Annotated in this window: 11 protein-coding genes; 4 read left to right on the forward strand and 7 right to left on the reverse strand. The window is 58.5% G+C overall.

Going from position 1 to position 21266, the window contains the following annotated elements:
* The first annotated feature begins 191 nt into the window (after positions 1-191).
* On the forward strand, positions 192-1313 hold the full coding sequence (locus SH410x_RS22275; RefSeq protein WP_473670859.1) for a serine hydrolase domain-containing protein: 1122 nt from the start codon (positions 192-194) through the stop codon (positions 1311-1313).
* Positions 1314-1412: 99 nt separating this feature from the next.
* On the opposite strand, the gene SH410x_RS22280 is transcribed toward SH410x_RS22275, so the two are convergent.
* The gene (locus SH410x_RS22280) at positions 1413-2807 is read right to left on the reverse strand and encodes a DUF1501 domain-containing protein (RefSeq protein ID WP_473670861.1); all 1395 of its coding nucleotides are present in this window, start codon (positions 2805-2807) and stop codon (positions 1413-1415) included.
* Positions 2808-2840: 33 nt separating this feature from the next.
* A complete protein-coding gene (locus tag SH410x_RS22285) occupies positions 2841-5969 on the reverse strand; it encodes a PSD1 and planctomycete cytochrome C domain-containing protein (protein WP_473670863.1) in 3129 nt (1042 codons plus the stop codon).
* Positions 5970-6921: 952 nt separating this feature from the next.
* Here SH410x_RS22285 and SH410x_RS22290 point away from each other — a divergent pair.
* Positions 6922-7635: a 3-keto-disaccharide hydrolase gene (locus SH410x_RS22290; RefSeq protein WP_473670865.1), complete on the forward strand. Its 714-nt coding sequence runs from the start codon at positions 6922-6924 to the stop codon at positions 7633-7635.
* Positions 7636-7672: 37 nt separating this feature from the next.
* On the opposite strand, the gene SH410x_RS22295 is transcribed toward SH410x_RS22290, so the two are convergent.
* Genes SH410x_RS22295 through SH410x_RS22305 form a run of 3 tightly spaced genes read right to left on the reverse strand, consistent with a single transcriptional unit; the run spans position 7673 to position 15155 of the window.
* Positions 7673-10039: a carbohydrate kinase family protein gene (locus SH410x_RS22295; protein WP_473670866.1), complete on the reverse strand. Its 2367-nt coding sequence runs from the start codon at positions 10037-10039 to the stop codon at positions 7673-7675.
* A gap of 38 nt (positions 10040-10077) precedes the next feature.
* Positions 10078-13419: an efflux RND transporter permease subunit gene (locus SH410x_RS22300; protein WP_473670868.1), complete on the reverse strand. Its 3342-nt coding sequence runs from the start codon at positions 13417-13419 to the stop codon at positions 10078-10080.
* Positions 13416-15155, reverse strand: coding sequence for an efflux RND transporter periplasmic adaptor subunit (locus SH410x_RS22305; protein ID WP_473670869.1), 1740 nt, complete (start codon positions 15153-15155; stop codon positions 13416-13418). The genes SH410x_RS22300 and SH410x_RS22305 overlap by 4 nt, the downstream gene beginning before the upstream one ends.
* Before the next feature lie 167 nt (positions 15156-15322).
* Between SH410x_RS22305 and SH410x_RS22310 the strand changes: the two genes are divergently transcribed.
* Positions 15323-15919, forward strand: coding sequence for a TetR/AcrR family transcriptional regulator (locus SH410x_RS22310; protein WP_473670871.1), 597 nt, complete (start codon positions 15323-15325; stop codon positions 15917-15919).
* Between the two features lie 156 nt (positions 15920-16075).
* Here SH410x_RS22310 and SH410x_RS22315 read toward each other — a convergent pair whose 3' ends face one another.
* On the reverse strand, positions 16076-18289 hold the full coding sequence (locus SH410x_RS22315; RefSeq protein ID WP_473670873.1) for a hypothetical protein: 2214 nt from the start codon (positions 18287-18289) through the stop codon (positions 16076-16078).
* Positions 18290-18388: 99 nt separating this feature from the next.
* On the opposite strand from SH410x_RS22315, the gene mnmG reads away from it, so the two are divergent.
* Positions 18389-20239 carry a tRNA uridine-5-carboxymethylaminomethyl(34) synthesis enzyme MnmG gene (gene mnmG / locus SH410x_RS22320; RefSeq protein WP_473670875.1) on the forward strand — a complete coding sequence of 617 codons (1851 nt, stop codon included), beginning with the start codon at positions 18389-18391 and terminating at the stop codon, positions 20237-20239.
* Positions 20240-20299: 60 nt separating this feature from the next.
* On the opposite strand, the gene SH410x_RS22325 is transcribed toward mnmG, so the two are convergent.
* The gene (locus SH410x_RS22325) at positions 20300-21148 is read right to left on the reverse strand and encodes a sugar phosphate isomerase/epimerase family protein (RefSeq protein ID WP_473670877.1); all 849 of its coding nucleotides are present in this window, start codon (positions 21146-21148) and stop codon (positions 20300-20302) included.
* Between the last annotated feature and the right edge of the window lie 118 nt (positions 21149-21266).

The following is a 21266-nucleotide window of genomic DNA, read 5'->3' on the forward strand; positions in this document are numbered from 1 at the left end:
TCCCGCCGCCGAGTAAGTCCTGTCCCCGAGTAAATCCCCGAGTAAATGTCTGGATCTGGGTAGATGTTGGAAGGTGGATTAGAATTCATTGCCAGCCACCCACGTCCTGCCTGTTGCCGTGGGCATTATGCAATTGTGGCACGCCGCCACCCTGACGTTGGGCGTGCCGTCGCTAACCCGGAAAGACGCGAATGAAAATCATTTACTCCATCGCTCTCGCTTCACTTTGCTTGACGTCCATCACTGTCCATGCCGCGAGCCCGCCACCCAAGGATGTCTCGGGACTCCTCGCACCGGTCATCCAAAAGCACGACGTTCCCGGCATGGCGGCTACCGTGGTCCGAAATGGCGAGACGGTCGCCCTTGGCGTGGCGGGCGTCCGTACGCGTGGCAAGGCCGACAAGATCGCCGCGACCGACCGCATGCATATTGGCTCGGACACCAAGGCGATCACGGCCATGCTCTGCGGGATCCTCGTCGATGAAGGGAAACTGAAGTGGGATCAAACCATCGGCGAGACTTTCCCTGAGCTGAAAAAAAACATGAACCCTCAGTACCAGGCTGTGACGCTCGAACAACTCCTTACCAACCGCAGCGGGGCGCCCGGCGGCCTCGAAAAGGATGGTCTGTGGGGTAGGCTCTGGCGGCACCAGGGCACGCCCACCAGCGCTCGACGACTTCTGCTTCGGGAGCTCACGTCGACGCCGCCCGAAGCCACTCCCGGCGAGAAGTTCATCTATTCCAACGCCGGGTTCTCGATCGCCGGCCACATGGCCGAGAAGGTCACCGGTGAATCCTGGGAAGACCTCACTCGTGAAAAGATCTTCCTTCCCCTCGGCATGACCACCGCCGGCTTCGGCGCTCCCGGCACGGCTACAGAGAACGACCAACCACGCGGCCACCAATCAGATGGATCGCCGGTCGAGCCCGGCCCTCAGGCCGACAACCCAGTCGCGATCGGCCCCGCCGGCATCGTCCACTGCTCGATCGGTGACTGGTCCAAATTCGCCGCCGCCAACCTGCCATCGGCCAAGACCCAACTGGTCAAACCCGAGACTCTTGTGAAGCTACACACTCCGGCCGCGGGCAACCCGAAATACGCGATGGGCTGGATCGTTGCCGAAGGTCAACCTTGGGCCGGCGGTCCTGCTCTGACCCATGCCGGCAGCAACACGATGTGGTACGCCGTCGTCTGGCTCGCTCCCGCAAAAGACTTCGCCGTGCTCGTCGCCTGCAACCAAGCAAACGCCAAGGCTTGCAACGACGCTGCCCTCGCGCTCATCGCGGACCATTTTAAAAGCGAGTCGCGATAGGAGATCCATGTGCTCCCAACTCGACGCGTGAGCGAGGACTTGCCGTATGACGGCCTCCCGGGCGCGTCGGGGTAGGCCGGCCGACGCGAGCCCGTCACTTCACGCTAAGATCTCTTGGGGCACGGTGCCGTGAACGTCCGTCAAGCGGAAGTCGCGGCCTGCGTAGCGATAGGTCAGACGTTCGTGATCGATGCCCAAGAGATGCAGCATCGTGGCGTGCAAGTCGTGCGTGTGGACAGCTCCTTCGGCCGTCATGATGCCGTATTCATCGGACGCCCCATGAACGATCCCGGGCTTCACACCGCCGCCGGCCATCCAAGATGAGAAGCAGTGATTATGATGTTCGCGGCCGGCGTGGTCCGCTGTTTGATGAAACGGTGTGCGGCCAAATTCGGTGGTCCAAACTACCAAGGTGCGTTCCAGCATGCCGCGCTGTTTCAGATCGGTGAGCAAGGCGGCAATCGGTTGGTCGATCGCCTCGGCCAAATGCTGGTGGTCGCCCATGTTTCCATGAGAGTCCCAGTTGGCGCTCGAGCCCACATCGATGAGCTCAAGGAAACGCACTCCGCGTTCGGCCAGTCGACGAGCGACAAGGCATTGCCAACCAAAGCCGCTGGTGGTACCACGCTGCAATCCGTACAGGTTCAAGGTTGCTTCCGTTTCACCGGAGAGGTCAAACGCCTCGGGCGCTTCACGCTGCATTCCAAAGGCCGTTTCAAACGAGCGGATACGGGCATCGAGAGCTTGGTCGGCATCACGCTGTTGGAGATGATCGAGATTCATTTTGTTTAGCATCGCGAGTTCCATTTGCTGCAACGCGGCGGGAACTTTGGCGTGGATGTTCGGTAGCGGTTGCGTGCCGGGCATCACGTGAGTTCCCTGGTGACAGGCGGGCAGGAAATCACTGCCCCACGTCTGCGCACCCGCGTAAGGTGCCGCCGGAGCGAGCACCATGAAGGACGGCAAGTTTTGATTTTCCGTCCCCAATCCGTAGCTGACCCAGGCGCCGGCGCTCGGTCGTGCGAGCTGGGCGGATCCGGTGTGCGCCGCGAGCGTCGCCTTGTCATGACCGTCGCTTTCACAGTGCATCGCGTTGAGCACACACACGTCATCGATCACCGAGCCGATGTGCGGGAAGAGATCGCTCACCCAGGTGCCGCTTTCGCCATACTGTTTGAATCCCCACCGTGGCTTGATCAAAAATCGTTCAAACTGGCCCGCCTTGTTCAGCCAACGTGAGGCGGTGATCGACTTGCCATGATCGATGGTGAGCTGAGGCTTGTGATCAAACGTGTCGACTTGCGAGACACCGCCGGTCGAAAAGATGAAGATCACGCGATCCGCAGTCGCGGGAAAATGTCCTGGCTTGGCAGCTAGCGGATCGGTCGATGCGGCTTGAATCTCGTTCCAAATCCCCGCCAGAGCCAGCGCGCCAAAGCCACCCGAGGCGCGGTGCAAAAATTCGCGACGGTTCGTTTGTAGAGGGAAATTCATTTTTTTACTTGAGAGAGAGAATGCCGAAAGGCGTTAGTCCACGTGCAAGAACTCATTGCTCGATAACAACACGCGTGCGATCGCTGCCCAAGCGGCCACCGAAGGAGTCTGCCCCAAAGCTTCCGCAGAGGTCTCCGCAGCGGCCTCTGTGCTGGCAAGCTGGTTCTGATAGGCGGCGAGGAACGCCAATGTCTGGTCGACTTCTGCATCACTGGCAACACGCCCCAGAGCACGCTCGTAGGCCCAGCGAACGCGCGACGCATCATCATCGGATGATGCCAAGAGCTGATTCGCAAATGCTTTGGATTGTTGATGCACGAACGGAGAATTCATCAGAAACAGCGACTGGGTCGGAGTGATCGTCGGTTGCCGCTGGGCGACACTGATGTTTGGGTCGGCCGCGTCAAACATCGCTAAGAAAGGATGTCGGCGATTTCGCTGGAGCATCAGGTAAATGCTACGATGATTGGTCTCGTAGACGGCATGGAACGGTTTATGGATGCTGAAGGCCCATGTTCTGACGGCGGGAAACGGATGCGGTGGTGGAACGGCGCGATCAAGTTCGCCGCTCACCGCGAGCATCGCATCGCGAATCGATTCTGCATCGAGCGGCTGGCGCGAGTAACGCCACAGCCATCGATTGCCGGGGTCGGAATTCATGTTTTCGGTGTGATCATCGCTCCCCAGGGTGTAGGTTTGCGAGTTCATGATCAACCGATGAAGCGTCTTGACCGACCACCCCGAGGCGATGAACTCCGACGTTAGCCAGTCGAGTAATTCCGGATGACTGGGCGGCTCGCCCTGGGCCCCAAAATCACTCGGGGTCGAAACCAAACCCTGGCCAAAATGCCATTGCCAAACCCGGTTGACGAAAACGCGAGCGGTCAACGGGTTCGAGGGGCGGGTCAACCAGTGGGCCAACTCGAGTCGTCCGCTGCCGGTGGATTCGGGGGGCAGTGGGTCTCCGCCGAGGACTTCCAAAAAGCGCCGGGGGATTTCATCGCCGAGCCGCGCCGGTTCACCGCGTTGTTGCAGTCGTGTGTTGGTCGCGGTGCCTTCGCTGACACCGTAGGCTACCGCGTAGGGAAGCGTTGTGAGGGTCGCGTCGCGTTGCTTGGTGACGTCCGCAATTTGAACATCCAACTCCGCTAAACGCTGTTGCGACACGGGCTCTTTTTTAGGGATCACGACAGGACCGGTGCCTGGGATTCCAAAAGTGGACTCTTGAAGTCCCAGGTTGTCGATGTCACGGCTCGGTGCCGGTCCTTTGGTATGCCCGATCCCGTCGCAGATGAACGTATCGACAATGCCATTCCAACTCGGGTTAAGTGGTTTGTCATGGAATTCGCTGAGGTCGTCGATCGCGCCGACGATGCCCGAGTAAGTCCTCTTTTGCTGGTCGAGGGTCACCCGCAGTGTGTACCAGGTTCCGGGTTGAAGCGTTCGGATGATCTCCCAGTCGGCGCCGCTGCGAATCGCGAACTCGGTAGCGGTCACACTGCATTCGACGGCGAGTGACTGCGCCACGCCTTGGCCGAGAAAGAATCGGTACGCTCCCTGCGGTGTGGCTGCGGCTGCGGTGCGGAAGTCGAGCGTGAAGTGAATTTGCTTTCCAGGTGCCGCGTGCAAGGCGTTTGCAAAACGGTAACGGATACCGTCGTGAGGTAACGGTGCCGCCACGCGGGCGCCGCGTGTTCCGGCCGGATGGACGTGGGTATAGGGGCTCTGCGCCTCGGCGAGAACCAGGTTCGGACCACTAGAGAACCATGGCTGAGCAGGAGGATTGCCGATCGTTTGATTTTCCCAACCGAGATCGACCCCGCCCGCAAACGACTTACCGTCCATTTCCGAGCGAGTTTGTTTGAGCTGTTCGAGTTCACGATTGAGCCGAGCGAGTTCGTCGGCTTTGACTTTGTCCAGCCGAGCTGACTCTGCGGCGGGCACTAAAGGGGGAAAGTGAGCGGGACGTGGATGCGATTCACCACCTGGAAACGCCCACTTCGTACTTTCAAAAATGCCGTACAACGCGTAGTAATCGGCCGCCGAGATCGGATCGAATTTGTGGTCGTGACAGCGGGCACATCCCACCGTCAGCCCCAGAATCGAGCGGCCCACCGAATCAATCGCGTCAGCGAAATCGAGATATTGGTAGGTCGTATTCGGAGCGTATCCGTAACGCTTACCGACGGCGAGAAAACCGGTCGCCGTCACCCGCTCGGCGTAACGGTCGGCAGGTCCGTCCAGGGCCAAAATGTCGCCCGCAATCTGTTCGCGAATGAATTCGTCGTACGGCTGATCACGGTTCAACGCATTGACAACCCAATCGCGATACTGCGCCGCTTCGGGTACGGGGTAGTCCGCTCCGTCACCGGCCGTGTCCGCATAACGCGCAACGTCTAACCAGTGCCTTCCCCAGCGTTCTCCGTAGCCTGGCGAAGCCAGCAGACGGTCGACGAGCGATGCGAATGCCTGCGACGATGAATCATCGAGGAATAATTGGATCTCCGCTGGAGTCGGCGGCAATCCAGTCAAATCGAACGTTGCGCGGCGGATCAAGGTGCGTTTGTCAGCGGTCTCAACGGGAGCCAAGTCGTGCTTGTCCAATTCCGATCGGACAAAGGCATCCACCGGATTGGCCATCCATCGTGAGTCGTCAACGTCGGGAGGGGACGGGTTCGACACGGCCTGAAACGACCAGAACTGCTTCGCCGCTTCGAGATCCATCGTTTTTGACAGCGGACCAGTCTCGGCATCGTGCACACGAGGATCCACCGCACCTTGCTGGATCCAAGTGACCAAATCCGCGATCTGAGCGGGGGTCAGTTTGTTTCCGTCAGGCGGCATGAGGGCCACGTCATCGGAGTCGCTGACGGCCTGGATCAGTAAGCTGTTCTCAGGATCCCCGGGCGCAATCGCCGTGCCGCTATCACCGCCGCGGATCCAGCCATCGCGTGAGTCGAGTCGCAATCCGGACTCCTGCTTCTTCGCGCCATGGCATTCAATGCAGTGGTTGATCAACAGCGGGCGGACTTTGGATTCGAAGAAATCGTCGGCCTGGATCGCCGTGGGGGCCGGCAAGCACAGAGTCGTCAGACCAAACAGCCAGCTCGCGAGAGGAAATAAGGCCCGGCCTGGTCGCAGGGGTAGATGGATCGATCTCATTTCTATCCACTTTCTTCGTAATCGCGGGGGCGGGACACATTGAAAGGTCAGCCGAACGCTTGGCGAGCGTACGCGTGCCGCCTAGCGACGAAAGCGGTAGGCGAGCAACTCGAAGGCTACGACGGCCACCCCTCTGTGCTGGATAGATTGTACACAATATACAGGATCGGGCCTACGCTCATTCAAGCAGAGCAGAAAGGGATCCTCTGCTTTCAATCGTTTTCGCTTGGAGCACGTGATACGAACTCCCAAGCCAGCCACTTCTCCGCGAGAAGTGCCCTGTCCCCATGCACGGTCCCCATGCACGCCGTAGCTTGGGACCATTGTCCCGAGCCACAAGAATTCAACGCAAAGTCGGGGAGTCGCAAGGACGCAGAGAAAACCCGTCGCTCCCGCTTGCCCTCCCTCCTCGGAGCGTCTCCCCAACTCAAGCGACTCTGCGTCCACTTCGTTCAGCATCACTTATGAACCGACGCCCCAACCCCATCTCGCAGGACAGCGCCGCGACGCACGCTATTCACCCCGAGGGCCATCCCGTTTAACTACCGCTCGCCCTGTGCACGCAACAACCCGCAGCGCTGGCACGTACCGCGTTGAGATAGCGGTTCGTCTTGGCGACGGTCTTCGAGATGATCCAAGCAGTTACCACCGGCCAGCAGGTTCAGTGAGAAAACAAATGTGACGAGAAAACAAATGTGACGGGGGTAGTTTCCAGGAACTGAGCTAATATTTCGATTTTACCGAGGTTGTCGGCAAATAGATGCAACCTGCTCCGGTGGCCGGCGCCGGTGCCGTTTTCCGGTTTTCATGGCGTGCTCCGGATTCATCGATTGACGCGTCAAAACGGGTAAAAACGTGTTCGCAAAACGTTCGTTTCTGATTTGCGGTACCTTGGAAGGTGTTGCTGTGACGCGAACTAATTTCGATCTACCCAAACTCGATGAGTAACCCCATGAATCGTTTCGTCTCTCTGTCGATTGCCCTTGTCACCATCGCCACCCTGTTTGAAACGGCTTCGGCAGAGACCGATACGGAGACGAAAACGGTCAGCTTGTTTAATGGCAAGGATTTGACGGGGTGGCATGTTGATGTTCCGCAACGGGACAAGAACCCTGACGCGAAAGCCAGCTTTATCGTTCGCGATGGGATGCTCGTGAGTCTCGGAGAACCGAACGGACATTTGATTACGGATGCGACCTACGAAAACTACCGACTGGAAGTCGAGTATCGTTTCGCGGCCAAGCCTGGCAACTGCGGCGTGTTGGTCCATGCATCGACCCCGCGTTCGCTTTACGAGATGTTTCCGAAGTCGATCGAGGCACAGATGAACCATGGGCACGCAGGTGATTTCTGGTGCATTGTCGAAGACATCACGGTGCCCGACATGGTCCAGCGGCGGGGCCCGAAGGAGAATTGGGGCGTCACCGAAGGTAAGGGGCGGAGGATTCTCAACCTGACGGATGACTCCGAAAATCCCGTGGGCGAGTGGAACGCGATGGACATCGAGTGTGTGGGCGATGAAGTCAAAGTCTGGGTGAACGGTGACCTGGTCAATCACGGAACCGGCTGCACGGCAACCCAAGGTCAGATCGCGTTGCAAGCCGAAGGCGCGGAGGTCGAGTTCCGCAAGGTGTGGCTGACTCCGATCACGAAACTGACCGACTGATCTGGCTCGTTCCGTGAGCGCTCATCGCCCCTCGTCTTCAGCGACTCGCCATGGAGTTTGCGAGCCCACGATCGTGCTCGCCCAGCCAGCAGCCCGACTCGCTGCCGTTGCTCGGACGGACAAATCCGCCGACGGGTTCGCGTCGTGACCATCCCGCGAGGATTCGCTTGCCGATCGCATCGAAAGAGAGTTCCTGGGACTTCGCATCGGGCGACTCGACACTCAATCCGCCAACGGCCACCGCCATTTCGAGTGCCTCACTGGGGCTTGCGTTGCGGGCGAGGGCGGCGAGGAAGCCGGCGATGGTGCGGTCTCCGGCACCGTTGGTGGAGGTGACCTTCACTTCGAAACAGGGCGAATGCAGTTCACGACCGACCCAGGCTTCGACATCGGTCTTGCTGGCATGGAATCCCTGAGCAATCCGGTTCGCATCCGACGTGGTCTTCAGGTACAGCCCTTGCTCGCCGAGTTTGAAGATCACGATACCTGTCCCCAGGGCTAGCAAGCGATCAGCCGTTTGACTCAAAAGGTTGCGATCGATCGATTCGGTTGGCCCACTGTTCCTCGCGAGGGCTACCTCATCACCTCGATTTGGATCGAGCATGAACAGTATTTCATCAAGGCTGGGCATGAAACAGTCAACATGCGGCAGGACGCGTTCGAGCCACGCATTCCAATCAACCTTCCCGGTCGGAGCGTTGGGATCGGGCATCGCCATGTCGAGCGAGGTCATCAGCCCTTGATCTTTCACGCGGCGAAACAGACTGGCCATTTCCACACCGCCGTCTTCCCAGAAACCCTGCATCAGTGGCGGATATCCAAAATGAAACAACTTAGGAACGAGCGAAAAATCACTGTCTGAAATTGTGGTCGAACGCTCCGCGTTCGGCCACTTATCCGCTCGTTCCTTGGCGCCGCCGAGCCGCTCGGTCTGGACGTCCTTTGCGGTAAAGGTGTCGTTCGCACCGGGGAAATGCAAAAACGAACGATCCACGCCCGGAGGCATGATGACAATCGAGTAGCTCGTGTGCTCGCCGGGGGCGACGATCATCCCTGAGGCAAGATCGTTATCGGTTGCCTGCAAAATATTGAGCAGCTCACGCCCAAACGAATCGTCGCCGATCTTTCCCATCAATGACGTTCGCACGCCGAGTTGGTGGAGGGTCAGTCCTGTGTTGGCGACACAGCCGCCGGTCAGCTGAGTTGCTGGACCAACCACCTTCAACTTACCCGCTTCAATGAGCGTGTTCGCGTTTGCGACAGTGAACGTCTCCGGAAACTCGGGGACAATGTCCAAGCAGATATGGCCCGCGACAATGACTTCCGGTCCCGCCCCTTCAGGTTCGCCTGATGTCTGAGCTCTGACAGAGGTCGTCGCCGAACCGCTGCCTGAATAATCGAAGAAACGATTCGTTGCCTGCATATCGTCTTCGAGGTTTCGCAGGGGACGAATACCGAGACTTGCGAGGTCGTTGTGGTAGGAACGGACCGCTTCGGCTGCGTCGTTCAATTGCCCGTCGGCGAGATATCGTAAGTGTTTGATGAAGGTGAGCTGATGTTCCGCGTTGTTGATCATCCGGCCGTACAGAGCGACGCGAGCACCGTACTTTTTGGCTTCCCACAACTGATGGAACGCGTCAAAGGTCGTGCCCGATGAACCACCCAAGATTCCCACAACGATTGACGAGTCGTAACTCACCAGCTGATCCATCGCTGCCGGACCGTGATAAACCATTTTCAAGAACAGAGGGCGTCCGGCTTCGGCAACACCCGCCAATGCCCTGACGATATGGTCGTTGACGAAAGCCCCGACGTCTGCGATCGGATTAACGGGGCAGTTCGGATCAAAAATTTCCAGGAAGTGTCGAAACCCTTTTCGTTCCGCTTCCAGGCAGAACTCGCGATAGGACGCAAGTGTTTGCGCATCGTGCGCGGTGTCGTTGTTGAACGTGACCGAGTAGAGTCCCAGATCGGCCCCGCGTTGACGTTCGGCGGGCAGGCAATCCACTTTCCCCGATTGGCCGTGATCGAGTAGGGCGGAACGAAATGGACGCGACGGTTCATTGCCGTAGACGCCCCCGCGCGCCAACCAGATCTCGGTGGTATCGTTTGCCCGGATCGCTGGCGTGACGCGAGATGCGTCAAAAAGGCGTTCGTTGATCGTGAGTACTTCGTTCGTACTCACGCTCATCAGCATGATGTCGACGAGGCCCTGGTGAGTGTTTTGACGGATGATCTCACGGTATTGCTGCAGTGTTCGAAACTGGCCTGTTTCGAGGTCCCTTCCCGGAGCGGCAATTCCGAACGCCATGTCGGCATCTTTGGCGTCAGCCAGGATGAACTCTTCGCACGCGGGATTTTGTTGGATGCGAGCAAGCTTTTCGTCGAGTGTTTTTGTGGGCATGGAAATGGCTGTCGGTAAAGTGTTTTAGTAGCGTGCTGTTACTCAACTCGCTGATGTGCGATCGGTTTGATGCCGAACGTTTCAACCAGCACGGCATACAACGCGGGCAGCACAAAAAGCGTCAACATCGTCGTGAACATCAAGCCGACAATCATACACCACGCCAAGCCGATCCAAAGTGGTCCACCACCGAGTGCCAACGGCAACAGTCCGCCAATGGTCGTCGCAGTCGTCAGGAAAATCGGCAGCATCCGCTGCTTTCCGGCATCGATCAAACATTGCCGAAATGTTTCCCGGTCCAGCTGAATGCCTGGGGCCGATTGCCGCTCCGCGATCAGGATGTCCGCAAACTCGATAAAGATGATTGCGGTGTTCAGCACGATTCCAAATAACGCGAGGATGCCGAGTTGGGGCATGAATCCGAGTGAGTTGTCGGTGATCGACAAGCCCAACCAGGCCCCAACCAGCGCCAGCGGCAACGTGCAGAGGATCATCAACGGCTTACTCCATCCGTTGTACTGAAAAATGAGGCACAGCACGATCAGGACAAACGAGACGGCGAAAGACAGCATCATCTGTCCGCCGGCCTCTTGACTTTCCTCGTAGGCCCCCCCCGCTTCGATCCAGTAGGTGGCGGGCAACGAATCGGTCAGCTCTTTCATCTCACGAGAGGCCAGGACCCGCTCGACGACATCGTTTCCGGTAACGCCGGGTAGCATCCTTGATGAAACTTCGATCACGCGGTTCATATCGCGCCGTTGAATTTTTTCGGGCTCCCACGAAAATCGAAAATTGGCCAGTGTCGAGAGTGGTACCTTTCCCTTGTCGCCTTCGACAAAGACCTCCTGGAGTCCGCGGATCGACTGGCGTCCCTCGGGGCGAAGGCGGAAATAGACCGGGACTTGATGATCGCCTTCGCGGAACGTCGTTAGTCTCAACCCGGAGTAGTAGGAGTTCAGGGTCTCGGCCACCTGCGCATTGGTGACGCCGGCCAGGGTTGCCCGGTCGCGGTCGACATCGACTTGCACTTGATAGCCATTGACGCCCCACGAATCGTTGACATTCCAGGTCTCCGCCTGGGCGTTAACGATCTTTTTCAAACGGCTGCTGATATCTCGCAGCACGCTGGGGTCGGCAAACCCGCTGCCCATGACGCGAAAAACCAGTGGGTCGGCAGGTGGGCCCAAGGCGAGTTTGACCGGCGTCACACGGGCACCGACAATCGGCTTGATACCACGCTGCGGATCACCTTTTAAACACGCGAGCCGCACGTCTTCGACGTAGTCAGCCGTGTAGCCACCATCACTCGTGCGGACGAGGATTTCAGCAAAGTTGCGAGCGGGCGGCTCGGGGCTCCATGCCAAGTTCCAACGTGAGCCGCCGCCACCTACCAACGTCCGCATCGCCCGTAGTCGATGCTGCGGGCTCGCACCCTCTTCCTTGGCGTGGTGGTCGACGCCGGCGTGGTCACCGGCGTCGCTGAGTTTGCGAAGAATTTCTTCGACGCGTCTTGCCACCGCATCGGTTTGCTCAATCGTCGCTGTTTCAGGCAACGTGATGGTGACGGCAAATTGATCACGCGAGGCTTCGGGGAAAAACTCGGAACTAACTGGCATGGTCATGATTGCCGCACACATCAAAACCGTCGCAGCGAGGGTGGTCCATTTAAAGCGGACAGCAAGCATCGCGGCAGCGCCGTAGAGACGCTGGATCCCACTTTCGGTTGATGGCGATGGCTTCGCATCGCCGCGGCGTAGGCGCCGGGGCAGCCAAGTTTGTGCTGCTAAAACCCACCGCACGGGCGGTGACGCCGAGGCGTCGCTACGCGGGGCACGAATGAAGACGCCCGCTAAGATGACACACAACGTCATCGCCAAGACCCAACTCAGGGCCAGCGTCGTTGAAACCGTCACCGGCAAACTGTAGACGTATTCTTTGCTGCCGCCTTCCAGCATGAACATCATCGGGCAAAACGCTGCCATCGTGGTCAGGGTGCCGACCAACATGGGGACCGCCAAGGTATTGGCCCCTTCGATCGCAGCCTTATAGGGTGGCATTCCAGCGATCTGGTTGGTGCGGGCTTGGTCACAGACTTGGACCGCATTATCAACCAGCAAGCCGAGCGAGATAATGATTGCGGCGAGTGAGATTTGTTCCAGTTGAACTCCCAGCGTCGAAATCAAACCGATCGAGGCGATGACGACCACCGGAATATTGGCCGCCATCACGAACGCGGTGCGAAAGCCGACGACCAAGTACACGACCACGACCACGATCAAGATCGCTTCGATCACGTTGACGATGACTTCGCTGATTTTGGCTTGCACGTTTTCGGATTGATCTGATACAGGCGTCGCGGCGATATCCGGTGGCAATCGTTTCTCGTACTCAATCAGCTCGAGAACACGCTGTTTGGATACATTGCAAACGTCGACGATGTTCTCGCCCGACCGCATCGTGACGGCAATCATCACCGCGGGTGATGAAGTCTCGCGATCACCAAAGCGGCAAAGATAGCTCGCAGGGTCCTCGTATCCACGCTTGACGACCAAGCCAAGATCGGACAGATAGACATTATTCCCCTCGGCATCGACCTCACCATCACGGACGACGCTCGAGATCTGGTTGATCTCGTCAATCGCATTGAATTCGCCCCCCGGTTTGACCGAGAAGTAGCCTGCATCGGTTGAGATTTGGCCGCCGGGTTGGATGATGTTTCGCTCCGACACCAGCCGTTCCAATTCCTGGGTGGTCAGTCCTTGCTGCGCCCAATTCCCCACATCGGTTTCGATGTAAACCGCTTCGCTAAGAACGCCAAACTTTTCCACCTTGGCCACGCCCGGTAGTAGACGCAACTCGTCTTCGATCGTTTCACCGAACTGTTCCAGTTGCCGAGGCGTGTAGCGATCACGTTCTCGGACGGCATCGCGACCAGACACGGGAGTTTGATGGACGGCTAGCAGTAGAACCGCGGTGTCTCCGAATTGGTCATTGACCACCGGGACGATCGATTGCTCTGGCATGGGTGCGAGGGCCACGCGCGCTCGCACTTTGTCCCAGATATTTTGGATGTCCGCCGGTGGAATGTCGTCGGCGACTTCGACGAAGATCGTTGATTGTCCGGTACGCGATGTGGACCGGATCGTGTCGACTTCCTCCAAGCTGACGACTGCCTGCTCGATCTTGTCCGTGATCAGTTCTTCGACTTTTCGAGCCGGTGCCCCTGGCCAATCGGTCGAAATCACACAAATGCGAATGGTGAACTCGGGGTCTTCACGACGAGGCATCGAAAAGAAGGTAATCGTGCCCCACACCATCAACATCACGACGAGTGAAAAAACGATCGGTTTGTACTTCACCGCAAGGGCTGGCAAACTCATCGCGATTCTCCGCTCTGAATCGCGATCCGCTCACCGTCCTGGAGAAAGTGCACCCCGCCGACGACAAAGCGTGTTTGTTCATCGATGTCACTGGGGTCCGTCGGCGTGATCTGCATTTTGGAATCGTTGTCGAGTTTATCGGTGATGTTCGTGTTGACCAAAATTTTGCGTGCAATGGTGTCACCGTCCTGCTCAGCGACGACGAACAAGAACGTCTGGCCCGACTCCTCGTAAATCGCCTCCACTGGAACGAAGTACCCCTCCGCAGGCGATTGGCTACTCAAGTTGACACGGACGAGGTCGCCCGGTCGCAACATCCACTGTGGCCCCGAATCGAAGATCAGAGATTTGCCGTCCCACCGCTCGCGGTCAGCATCCGGAAATTCCAACAGGCCCGCGATCAAGCCGAGCGGTGGTGGCGGTGAGTCGATAAACCGAACCTGCCGAAAGACCCAGTTGCCCAGATAGGGGATACGCAGGTCCAACAACTCCACCGGTCGCTTCGTCACGGTGGCGATCTCCGGGATGGGCTGTCCCGTTTGCGCGTTGGTTAATAGCCAAACAAACGATCCTTCGGCGGTCGTTTCAATCGCGTCTTCTTCGATGAAAAACGCGTCTTCGTGGGTATGGTCGAGTTCCTCCTGTGCGCCCACGATCGAGCGCACATCGAGCGGCCAAACGTCTCGAGTGCGCGCGATGCTGGAACCCGATACCGCGCTGGGCAGTTTGGGCCGCGATTGAGCGTTGAGGACCAAGAGCGTGACCGTAAAGGTACGTGTTGTCGGGTCCGCGCTGGGGGCAACGACATACACCAATGCCCGCATCTCATGAGGCTGACCCTCGTCGGTGACGAATGAGATCGGTACTTCTTGGCGGCGCTGCAGTTGCCTTGACTGTTCGCCGGACACTTCGATCTCGACTTTGATCGGATCCATCATCTGCAGTGTCAACACCGGCGCCCCGGCGCTAATGACACTGCCGGGGACCACATCGACAGAGGAGACTTGGCCGCGATAGGCTGCATAGAGAGTGGTGTTTTCCAGATCGCGTTTGGCATCTCGCAGCCCCTGCTCCGCCTGCTTGATTTTCGCTTGTGCGGATCGTACTTCCGCGTCGGACTGTTTCAACATCGACTCCAGTGAGGTGATGCGATCGCGAGCGTTCATCAAGCGGTTTTCAGCCACATCGTATTCGGCCTGCGACAACGCTTTTTGATCTTCGAGTTTCTTCGCACGCGCGAAATCGAGTTTCGCCAAATCCAAATCGGAAGTGGCTGACTGGATATCCGAGGGGATCGATTCCTCTTTGCGGATCAAGGCAACCTCATATTCGAGCTCGGCAACCTGCAGTGCTGCGGCTGCCGACTCGAGCGCGACTTCGTAGCGGTCGGGATCAATTTGCGCTAGCGGAGTGCCTTGCGAAATCACGTTTCCGCTGACGTCTTTGACCAATCCAAAGACGTCTTTTCCAGGCTCCAAGACCCATTCGACCCGGCCGGACACCTCAAAGCCCATCGATTCCGTTTTCCACGACTTGACGCTTCCTGAAACCAGATATCTTGAATCAGGAGCCACTTTCCGAAGCAGCATCGCGGTGACCGGTCGCGGTGGCTTGGGCGGATACACGGCCGGATCGGGCGTGCAGCCACCGACCAACAACAGGATCAACGCCAACGGGACAACCAATGCAGCGACCGCTACCGCCTCGATCCTCGGGTGCCTGCCAATCTCGGTCATGTCGCATCGGTCCACTTGGACACCCTCTCAGATGGAAACGTTCTTGCCTCATCGAAAAGTATACCGTAGAGTGTAACGAGTCAACGGCAAAATACACTGCACGGTGCAGTGTTGTCAGCCGTATTGAGCCCCAGCCAGAGTGTCCAGGCGAGCTGATGAAGGAACGGATGACCGACCGCAAACGACGATTGATCATCGAAGCAGCGATGAGCGAATTCCAGAGTTCGGGGTTTGAAAGCACCAGCATGGACCAGATTGCTGAGACCGCGGGAGTGTCCAAGCGGACGGTTTACAATCACTTCTCCAGCAAGGACGAGTTGTTTGACAACATCGTCGAGCAATTGGTCGAGCGGGTCGGGGTGACGTCAACGTTCGAGTACGATGGGGAGGCAAACTTGTCAGACCAGCTCGTCGAAATCGCCACGCATTTGACGCGTGCTGTTAGTGACGATGACTTTCAAGCCTTGGCGCGAGTGGTGATGTCTCGCATGTTGACGGCACCGGAGCTGGGCCGCTTACTGACCGAACAAACCAACCATCTGAATCAGCAGCTCGCGACTTGGTTAGCCACAGCGGACGGCGACGGACGCCTCCGCGTCAGCTGCCCCGAGTTTGCTGCCGAACAGCTGGTCGGGCTACTGCTGTCGTACGCGTTCTGGCCACGTTTGTTTGGCGTTAAAAAACGGACCCACCGCGTCCCTGCGAAACAATACGTTCCGGAACTGGTGGCGATGTTCTTACGCGCCTACACGATCGCCGATTGAGCTTGGCTGGTTGAAACGCGTGCCCAGCGTAGATTGGCGGCCGGCGACTCGATGGCATCGGACCTTGCGTTGGATTCTTCCGTGGGTGGGCTTCGGCGGACGGTGGGAATCCACGTTCTGGCGAACGTAGCTCTTGGGGGATTCATTCGCGATCGTTTACCGGCCTGGGATTGAGCGAAAGGCGCGAATTCGGGCGCGGGGGGCCAGCCCTTGGGTATCGATTGGTTCTTCCAGGACGTAGCCACCCACGTTGTCCGCTTGATCGAGAACATCGATCCGCAAATAGATTTGACGGGGTAATTGCGGGTCAGCGGGCCATACATAATCGCCTGTATTGCGAAGGCCAGCCGCAATGGTCGTCCAGGGCCCACTGACGGAGTCGCTGAACGACAGCGTGATCGGGCGAGAGACCAGGTATTCGTCTTCGCAGTGGTAGGTGATCACCAGCGAACCGGCCCGGTCCCCGGTACCGTACTTGGCACCTGAAATGCCGACTTCGGGAACGGTTTCGTCCACGACGACGACAATATCCGGTGCATCTCCTGGTAGCGGACGTGGGCTCGATAGACCGTTGGTGGCAACGACGACGATTTGAAAGCCGAAGATGCCCTCGCCGTTGGTTTCGATATCAAAGGGGCTCTGTTTGTCGGGGTCATTGCCCCACTTCTTCCAGACTTGGCCGCCGTCGGTGGTTCCATAGAGCTCAATCTCATCGACGCCACGGCCCCCGATGGCTTCGATCTCGTATTCCAAACTGAACTGACGGCTGAGGCTATAGCGCACGACGGCGCGCTGCGATAAACGTTCCAAGTCGAGCGGATTGTCGGCGGCGACCGGTTCGCGGCGCGCCTGACGCGACACCGTTGGCTGGTTGTCGGCTGCCGGCAGCGACCCGGGTTCGACTGGGCGCAGGCTTGGCTCGGTGCTGAACTGGCGGCTCGGATTGCGTGAGCGGTTGGGATCGATGGCTGTCCACGGCGACGAAACTTCGTCGTCGTTCGGGGGATCAAGCGTAACCTCGGGCATCGCGGGTTGGTTGAGCTGCGTCGGGGCCGGTCGTTCGCCCGTGGGTGCGGGAACGCTCTCTGTAAAAAACGGAGTCTGTGGATTCGCAGCCGCCGAGTTTTGTTCCAGGGCATTTCCCGCTGAGGGATTGATGGTGGTTTCCGCAGGCGGGCCAGCTTGTTGCGGCTGGGAAAGCTGCGGTGGCTCTGTGGGCGCATTGGCAGGTGCCTCGAGCGGTCGCATGGCTTGCATTGGCGTTTCAGGTCTGCCCAATGGAGCGGCGAGCGATTCGGGGGCTGCTGCTTTCGTCTCGGTGCCAGCCGCCAAATTTTCGATTGTCGGTGCCGCACGGCCGAAGTCGTTGCTGATCTGGTCTGCAGTCGAAGGCGGCGGTAGAACAGGGGAGTTGCCTGCCAGGGTGGACGCCGGTGGGCCCCCTGGCTGCGTGAAATTGGGAAACGTGTGAGGCTCACTGGCCGCATTGCCGAAACCGAATGCGTTCCCAAAACCGAGTGGACCGGAGGCAAATCGCGTCGATGCAGTGGTCGCGACGCGAGGTTTTTGGATACGATCTTTGACGACGATGGTTTCGTTGCCCGCACCATCAATGACGCGCAATCGCAGTGACAATTGCCGCCATGGTTCGGAGGGTTCAAACTCGAATTTCCCTCCGTCGTCGGTCCGCTCCACCTGAATCGACCGCCACTTTTGGTAGGTGTCGGTGACGTAGTACGCCGTCATTTTGGAGGGCTCGGTGGCGTCATTTACCGAAAAAGTGGCCGTCATCTTCCCGTCGGCATCCGCATCGGCTGTCAATTCAACGATCGGGTTGGTGGTATCGACAATTACCTTGAGTTCTGGCTCGATCGGCCCCGCGGGATGGGGTTGTCCGCCCGAATCGATCGTGCGAATCGCGAACCAGAACGTACCGTCCGGGGTCTCGGAAACCTGGAACTGGCCTGCCCCTGGCGACTGGCGATCGAGCAACCGCCAGTTCTTAGGAGCGAGCGGAGAATGATTGTCTGAAATGGTGGTCGAATGCTCCGACCGCGGAGCGTTCGGCCACTTATTTTCCGCTCGTTCCTCAGTAGGGGATGCGTTCTCAGCGGAGCGTTCGGCGGACGCCGCATCATCGGAGGCCGAGGCCATGTAGAGGTGAACTTCTCGCGGCGGTGCCCCATCGGCGCCAATGTTGAACGGAATCAGGAACGATCCCGACTTCAGCACCACGCCGGTGACAGCTTGCCCTTGGGCACGCTGTGGGGCAGCTACGCAGACCGCCAGCAGTACCGGGACGAGCACGGCGGTGGCTTTTTGCAGCAATTGATTTGCAGTTCCTGAACTTCGGTGCTGTTCAAATCGCATGGTTTGGTCAAAATCAGAGAATAACGGTCATTCGATGCGTTGCTCGAAAATACACCTTGTCTTGCCTTATCGTCATTTCCTCCCTGCGGACTTCAACTTTTGAATCGCGACCATTTTCAGAATCGTTACGACTATGACGTCGTCGTCATTGGCGCCGGCCATGCGGGCACTGAAGCTGCTGCGGCAGCCGCTCGGTTGGGCGCGCACACGGCTTTGCTGACCACGAACATCGATACCGTGGGGCAAATGTCCTGCAATCCTGCGATCGGAGGCGTGGCCAAGGGGCAGATTGTGCGTGAAGTCGACGCGTTGGGCGGATTGATGGGAGTGGCCATCGACGCCACCGCGATCCAGTTTCGCATGCTCAACCGCCGCAAAGGCCCGGCCATGCACAGCCCGCGGGCGCAGGCGGACAAGAAGGCATACCAAAATCACATCAAGTGGCAGATCGAATCGCAGCCCAACCTCGACCTGCGCCAAGAAACGGTGGAAGATCTGCTCACCGAGCCGGTCACGGACGCTGATGGCGACGGCATCGCGACCGAACGGATTATCGGGGTGAAGGTGCGGGGCGACGCAATCTACGTCGCAAAAACCGTGATTTTGACCACGGGCACCTTCCTGCAGGCGATCATGCATACCGGCGAAGCCCAGAGTGCGGGCGGGCGGGCGGGTGAAGGCACGACCGCGGGCATCAGCGGCGCGTTACGGCGGCTGAACTTCGAACTGGATCGTTTCAAAACGGGCACCCCGCCCCGTCTGAACGCCCGCACGATCGACTTTACCCAAGTCGAAATCCAACCCGGCGACGATGATCCGCAGCCCTTCAGCTATCTCAACGATACCGTGGCGACCGAGCAGATGCCCTGCCACATCGCCCACACCAACGACGCCGTGCATGAGCTGATTCGGCAGAATCTATCGCGGGCGCCGATGTACAGTGGCCAGATCGATTCTCGCGGGCCGCGTTACTGCCCCTCGATCGAAGACAAGGTGGTCCGCTTCGCTGACAAATCCAGCCACCAATTGTTCCTCGAACCGGAAGGCCGCCAAACCCAGGAGATCTATGTCAACGGAATCTCCACCAGCCTGCCACGCGACGTCCAGGACGCGATGTTTCGCTTGATCCCCGGGCTCGAAAAAGCTTCGATCATGCGTTACGGCTACGCCGTGGAATACGACTATTGTCCACCGACTCAGCTGTGGCCACACCTGGAGTCCAAACGCGTCGCGGGTTTGTTTCTGGCGGGGCAAATCAACGGCACGACCGGTTACGAAGAGGCGGCCGGTCAAGGCTTGATCGCGGGACTCAACGCCGCCCGGATTGTCGCGGGGCAATCGACATGGGTACCTTCCCGACAGGACGCATACCTCGGTGTGCTCGTCGACGATCTCGTGACGATGGGAACCGACGAACCCTACCGGATGTTCACCAGCCGGGCGGAGTATCGGTTGCTGCTACGTCAAGACAACGCCGATCGACGTCTGACCGCCCAAGCCGACGAACTCGGTCTCATCGACGGGCAACGACGCCAGCGTTTGGCGGAAAAACTCGAACAAATCCGTGTCTGCCGCCAGCTACTCGCGGCCGCTCGCATCGAGAAAACACCCGCCGACGCATACTTGCGTCGCCCCGAAGTGACATGGCCGATGATGTGCGAATGGGTTCCCGAACTCAATCGAATCGCCCCGGAGGCAGCCGAGCAGTGTTGCATCGATATCAAGTACGCTGGCTACCTCGAGCGACAACAGATGGATGTCGACAAGCAACTACGGATGAGCGAGAAACGAATTCCGGTGTCGTTTGATTATGGCGGTATCGGGTCATTGCGTACCGAAGCACGCGAGAAACTCACCAAAGTCCGCCCGCTCAACTTGGGCCAAGCCAAGCGGATCAGCGGGATCACACCCGCTGATATCGCTTTGGTCATGGCACACCTGGAGCATTAATCACGCTCCTCTCGCGGGCCAGAAAGGTGCGGTCGGCTCATGAAGCCCGCGTCAGTCGTTCTAACCCTGGCGTTGGGCGACTTGCGACTTCATGAACGCCAATCCTTCTGTCGCAAGGGTCATTTCGTCGGTGAACATCCGCCGCCAAATCTTGGTCGCTGCCGCAATTTCGGGCAACGCCAAGCCGAAGGCTTCGATCACCATCCATCCGTCATAACCGCTGCTGGCGATCGCATCAAAATTCTCTTGCCAATTGATCCCGCCGGTACCGGGTGTGCTGCGATCATTTTCGCTGATGTGGACATGGAATAGTTTGTCGCCGCCGGCATGGATCGCGTCGGTAACGCTCTTTTCCTCGATGTTGCTGTGGAAGGTGTCATACATCATGCCGCAGGCTGGATGGTCGACTTCTCGCGCGAATCGAGTGGAATCGGCGTGTGTGTTGAGGAAGTAGCACTCAAAGCGGTTGAGGGCTTCGACGCCCAGTCGCACACCCACCGAGCCTGCGTGTTCGGCCGTTGCCCGCATGCTTTCGACTCCCCACTTCCATTCATCCTCGGTCGGTCCGTTGCCACTGAACACGCCGATCGCAGAGTGGTAAGGTCCCACAAGCGTCTCGACCCCTGCGGCTGCGGCACAGTCGAGGGTCCGCTTGTTTAGTTCCACGCCAAGCTTGCGAATCGCGGGGTCCGACGAAATCGGATTGTCCTCTTCATTCCGGATGGTCACCGCGGTGCGTTTGAGCCCCAGCGAGTCGAGCTGTTTACCCAGCGCGGCATAATCGAGATCGAGATTGAACATCGGCAGCTCGACCCCGTCGTAGCCGGCCGCTTTGAGTTGCTCACACACAGGCAGCATTTTCTCGGTGACTTCGCCCGACCACAACAACAGATTCATGCCATACTTCATCGAATTCTTTTCAACCTTGCTCAGGAGGGGGGGAAACAGGACGTTGGTAGCGTCACGGTGTAGCTTACCCTAGCTCGAACAAGCAGGCCACTGTCGTAGCTTGGGACCATTGTCCCGA

The sequence above is a fragment of the Rhodopirellula sp. SH410 genome, assembly GCF_055811895.1.

What these genes read in the sequence shown, in the direction of transcription:
- SH410x_RS22290 (WP_473670865.1), top strand. Translation starts at nt 6,922, where the DNA reads ATGAATCGTTTCGTCTCTCTGTCGATTGCCCTTGTCACCATCGCCACC.
- SH410x_RS22295 (WP_473670866.1), bottom strand. Translation starts at nt 10,039, where the DNA reads ATGCCCACAAAAACACTCGACGAAAAGCTTGCTCGCATCCAACAAAAT.
- SH410x_RS22280 (WP_473670861.1), bottom strand. Translation starts at nt 2,807, where the DNA reads ATGAATTTCCCTCTACAAACGAACCGTCGCGAATTTTTGCACCGCGCC.
- SH410x_RS22325 (WP_473670877.1), bottom strand. Translation starts at nt 21,148, where the DNA reads ATGAAGTATGGCATGAATCTGTTGTTGTGGTCGGGCGAAGTCACCGAG.
- SH410x_RS22285 (WP_473670863.1), bottom strand. Translation starts at nt 5,969, where the DNA reads ATGAGATCGATCCATCTACCCCTGCGACCAGGCCGGGCCTTATTTCCT.
- SH410x_RS22275 (WP_473670859.1), top strand. Translation starts at nt 192, where the DNA reads ATGAAAATCATTTACTCCATCGCTCTCGCTTCACTTTGCTTGACGTCC.
- SH410x_RS22305 (WP_473670869.1), bottom strand. Translation starts at nt 15,155, where the DNA reads ATGACCGAGATTGGCAGGCACCCGAGGATCGAGGCGGTAGCGGTCGCT.
- SH410x_RS22300 (WP_473670868.1), bottom strand. Translation starts at nt 13,419, where the DNA reads ATGAGTTTGCCAGCCCTTGCGGTGAAGTACAAACCGATCGTTTTTTCA.
- SH410x_RS22315 (WP_473670873.1), bottom strand. Translation starts at nt 18,289, where the DNA reads ATGCGATTTGAACAGCACCGAAGTTCAGGAACTGCAAATCAATTGCTG.
- SH410x_RS22310 (WP_473670871.1), top strand. Translation starts at nt 15,323, where the DNA reads ATGACCGACCGCAAACGACGATTGATCATCGAAGCAGCGATGAGCGAA.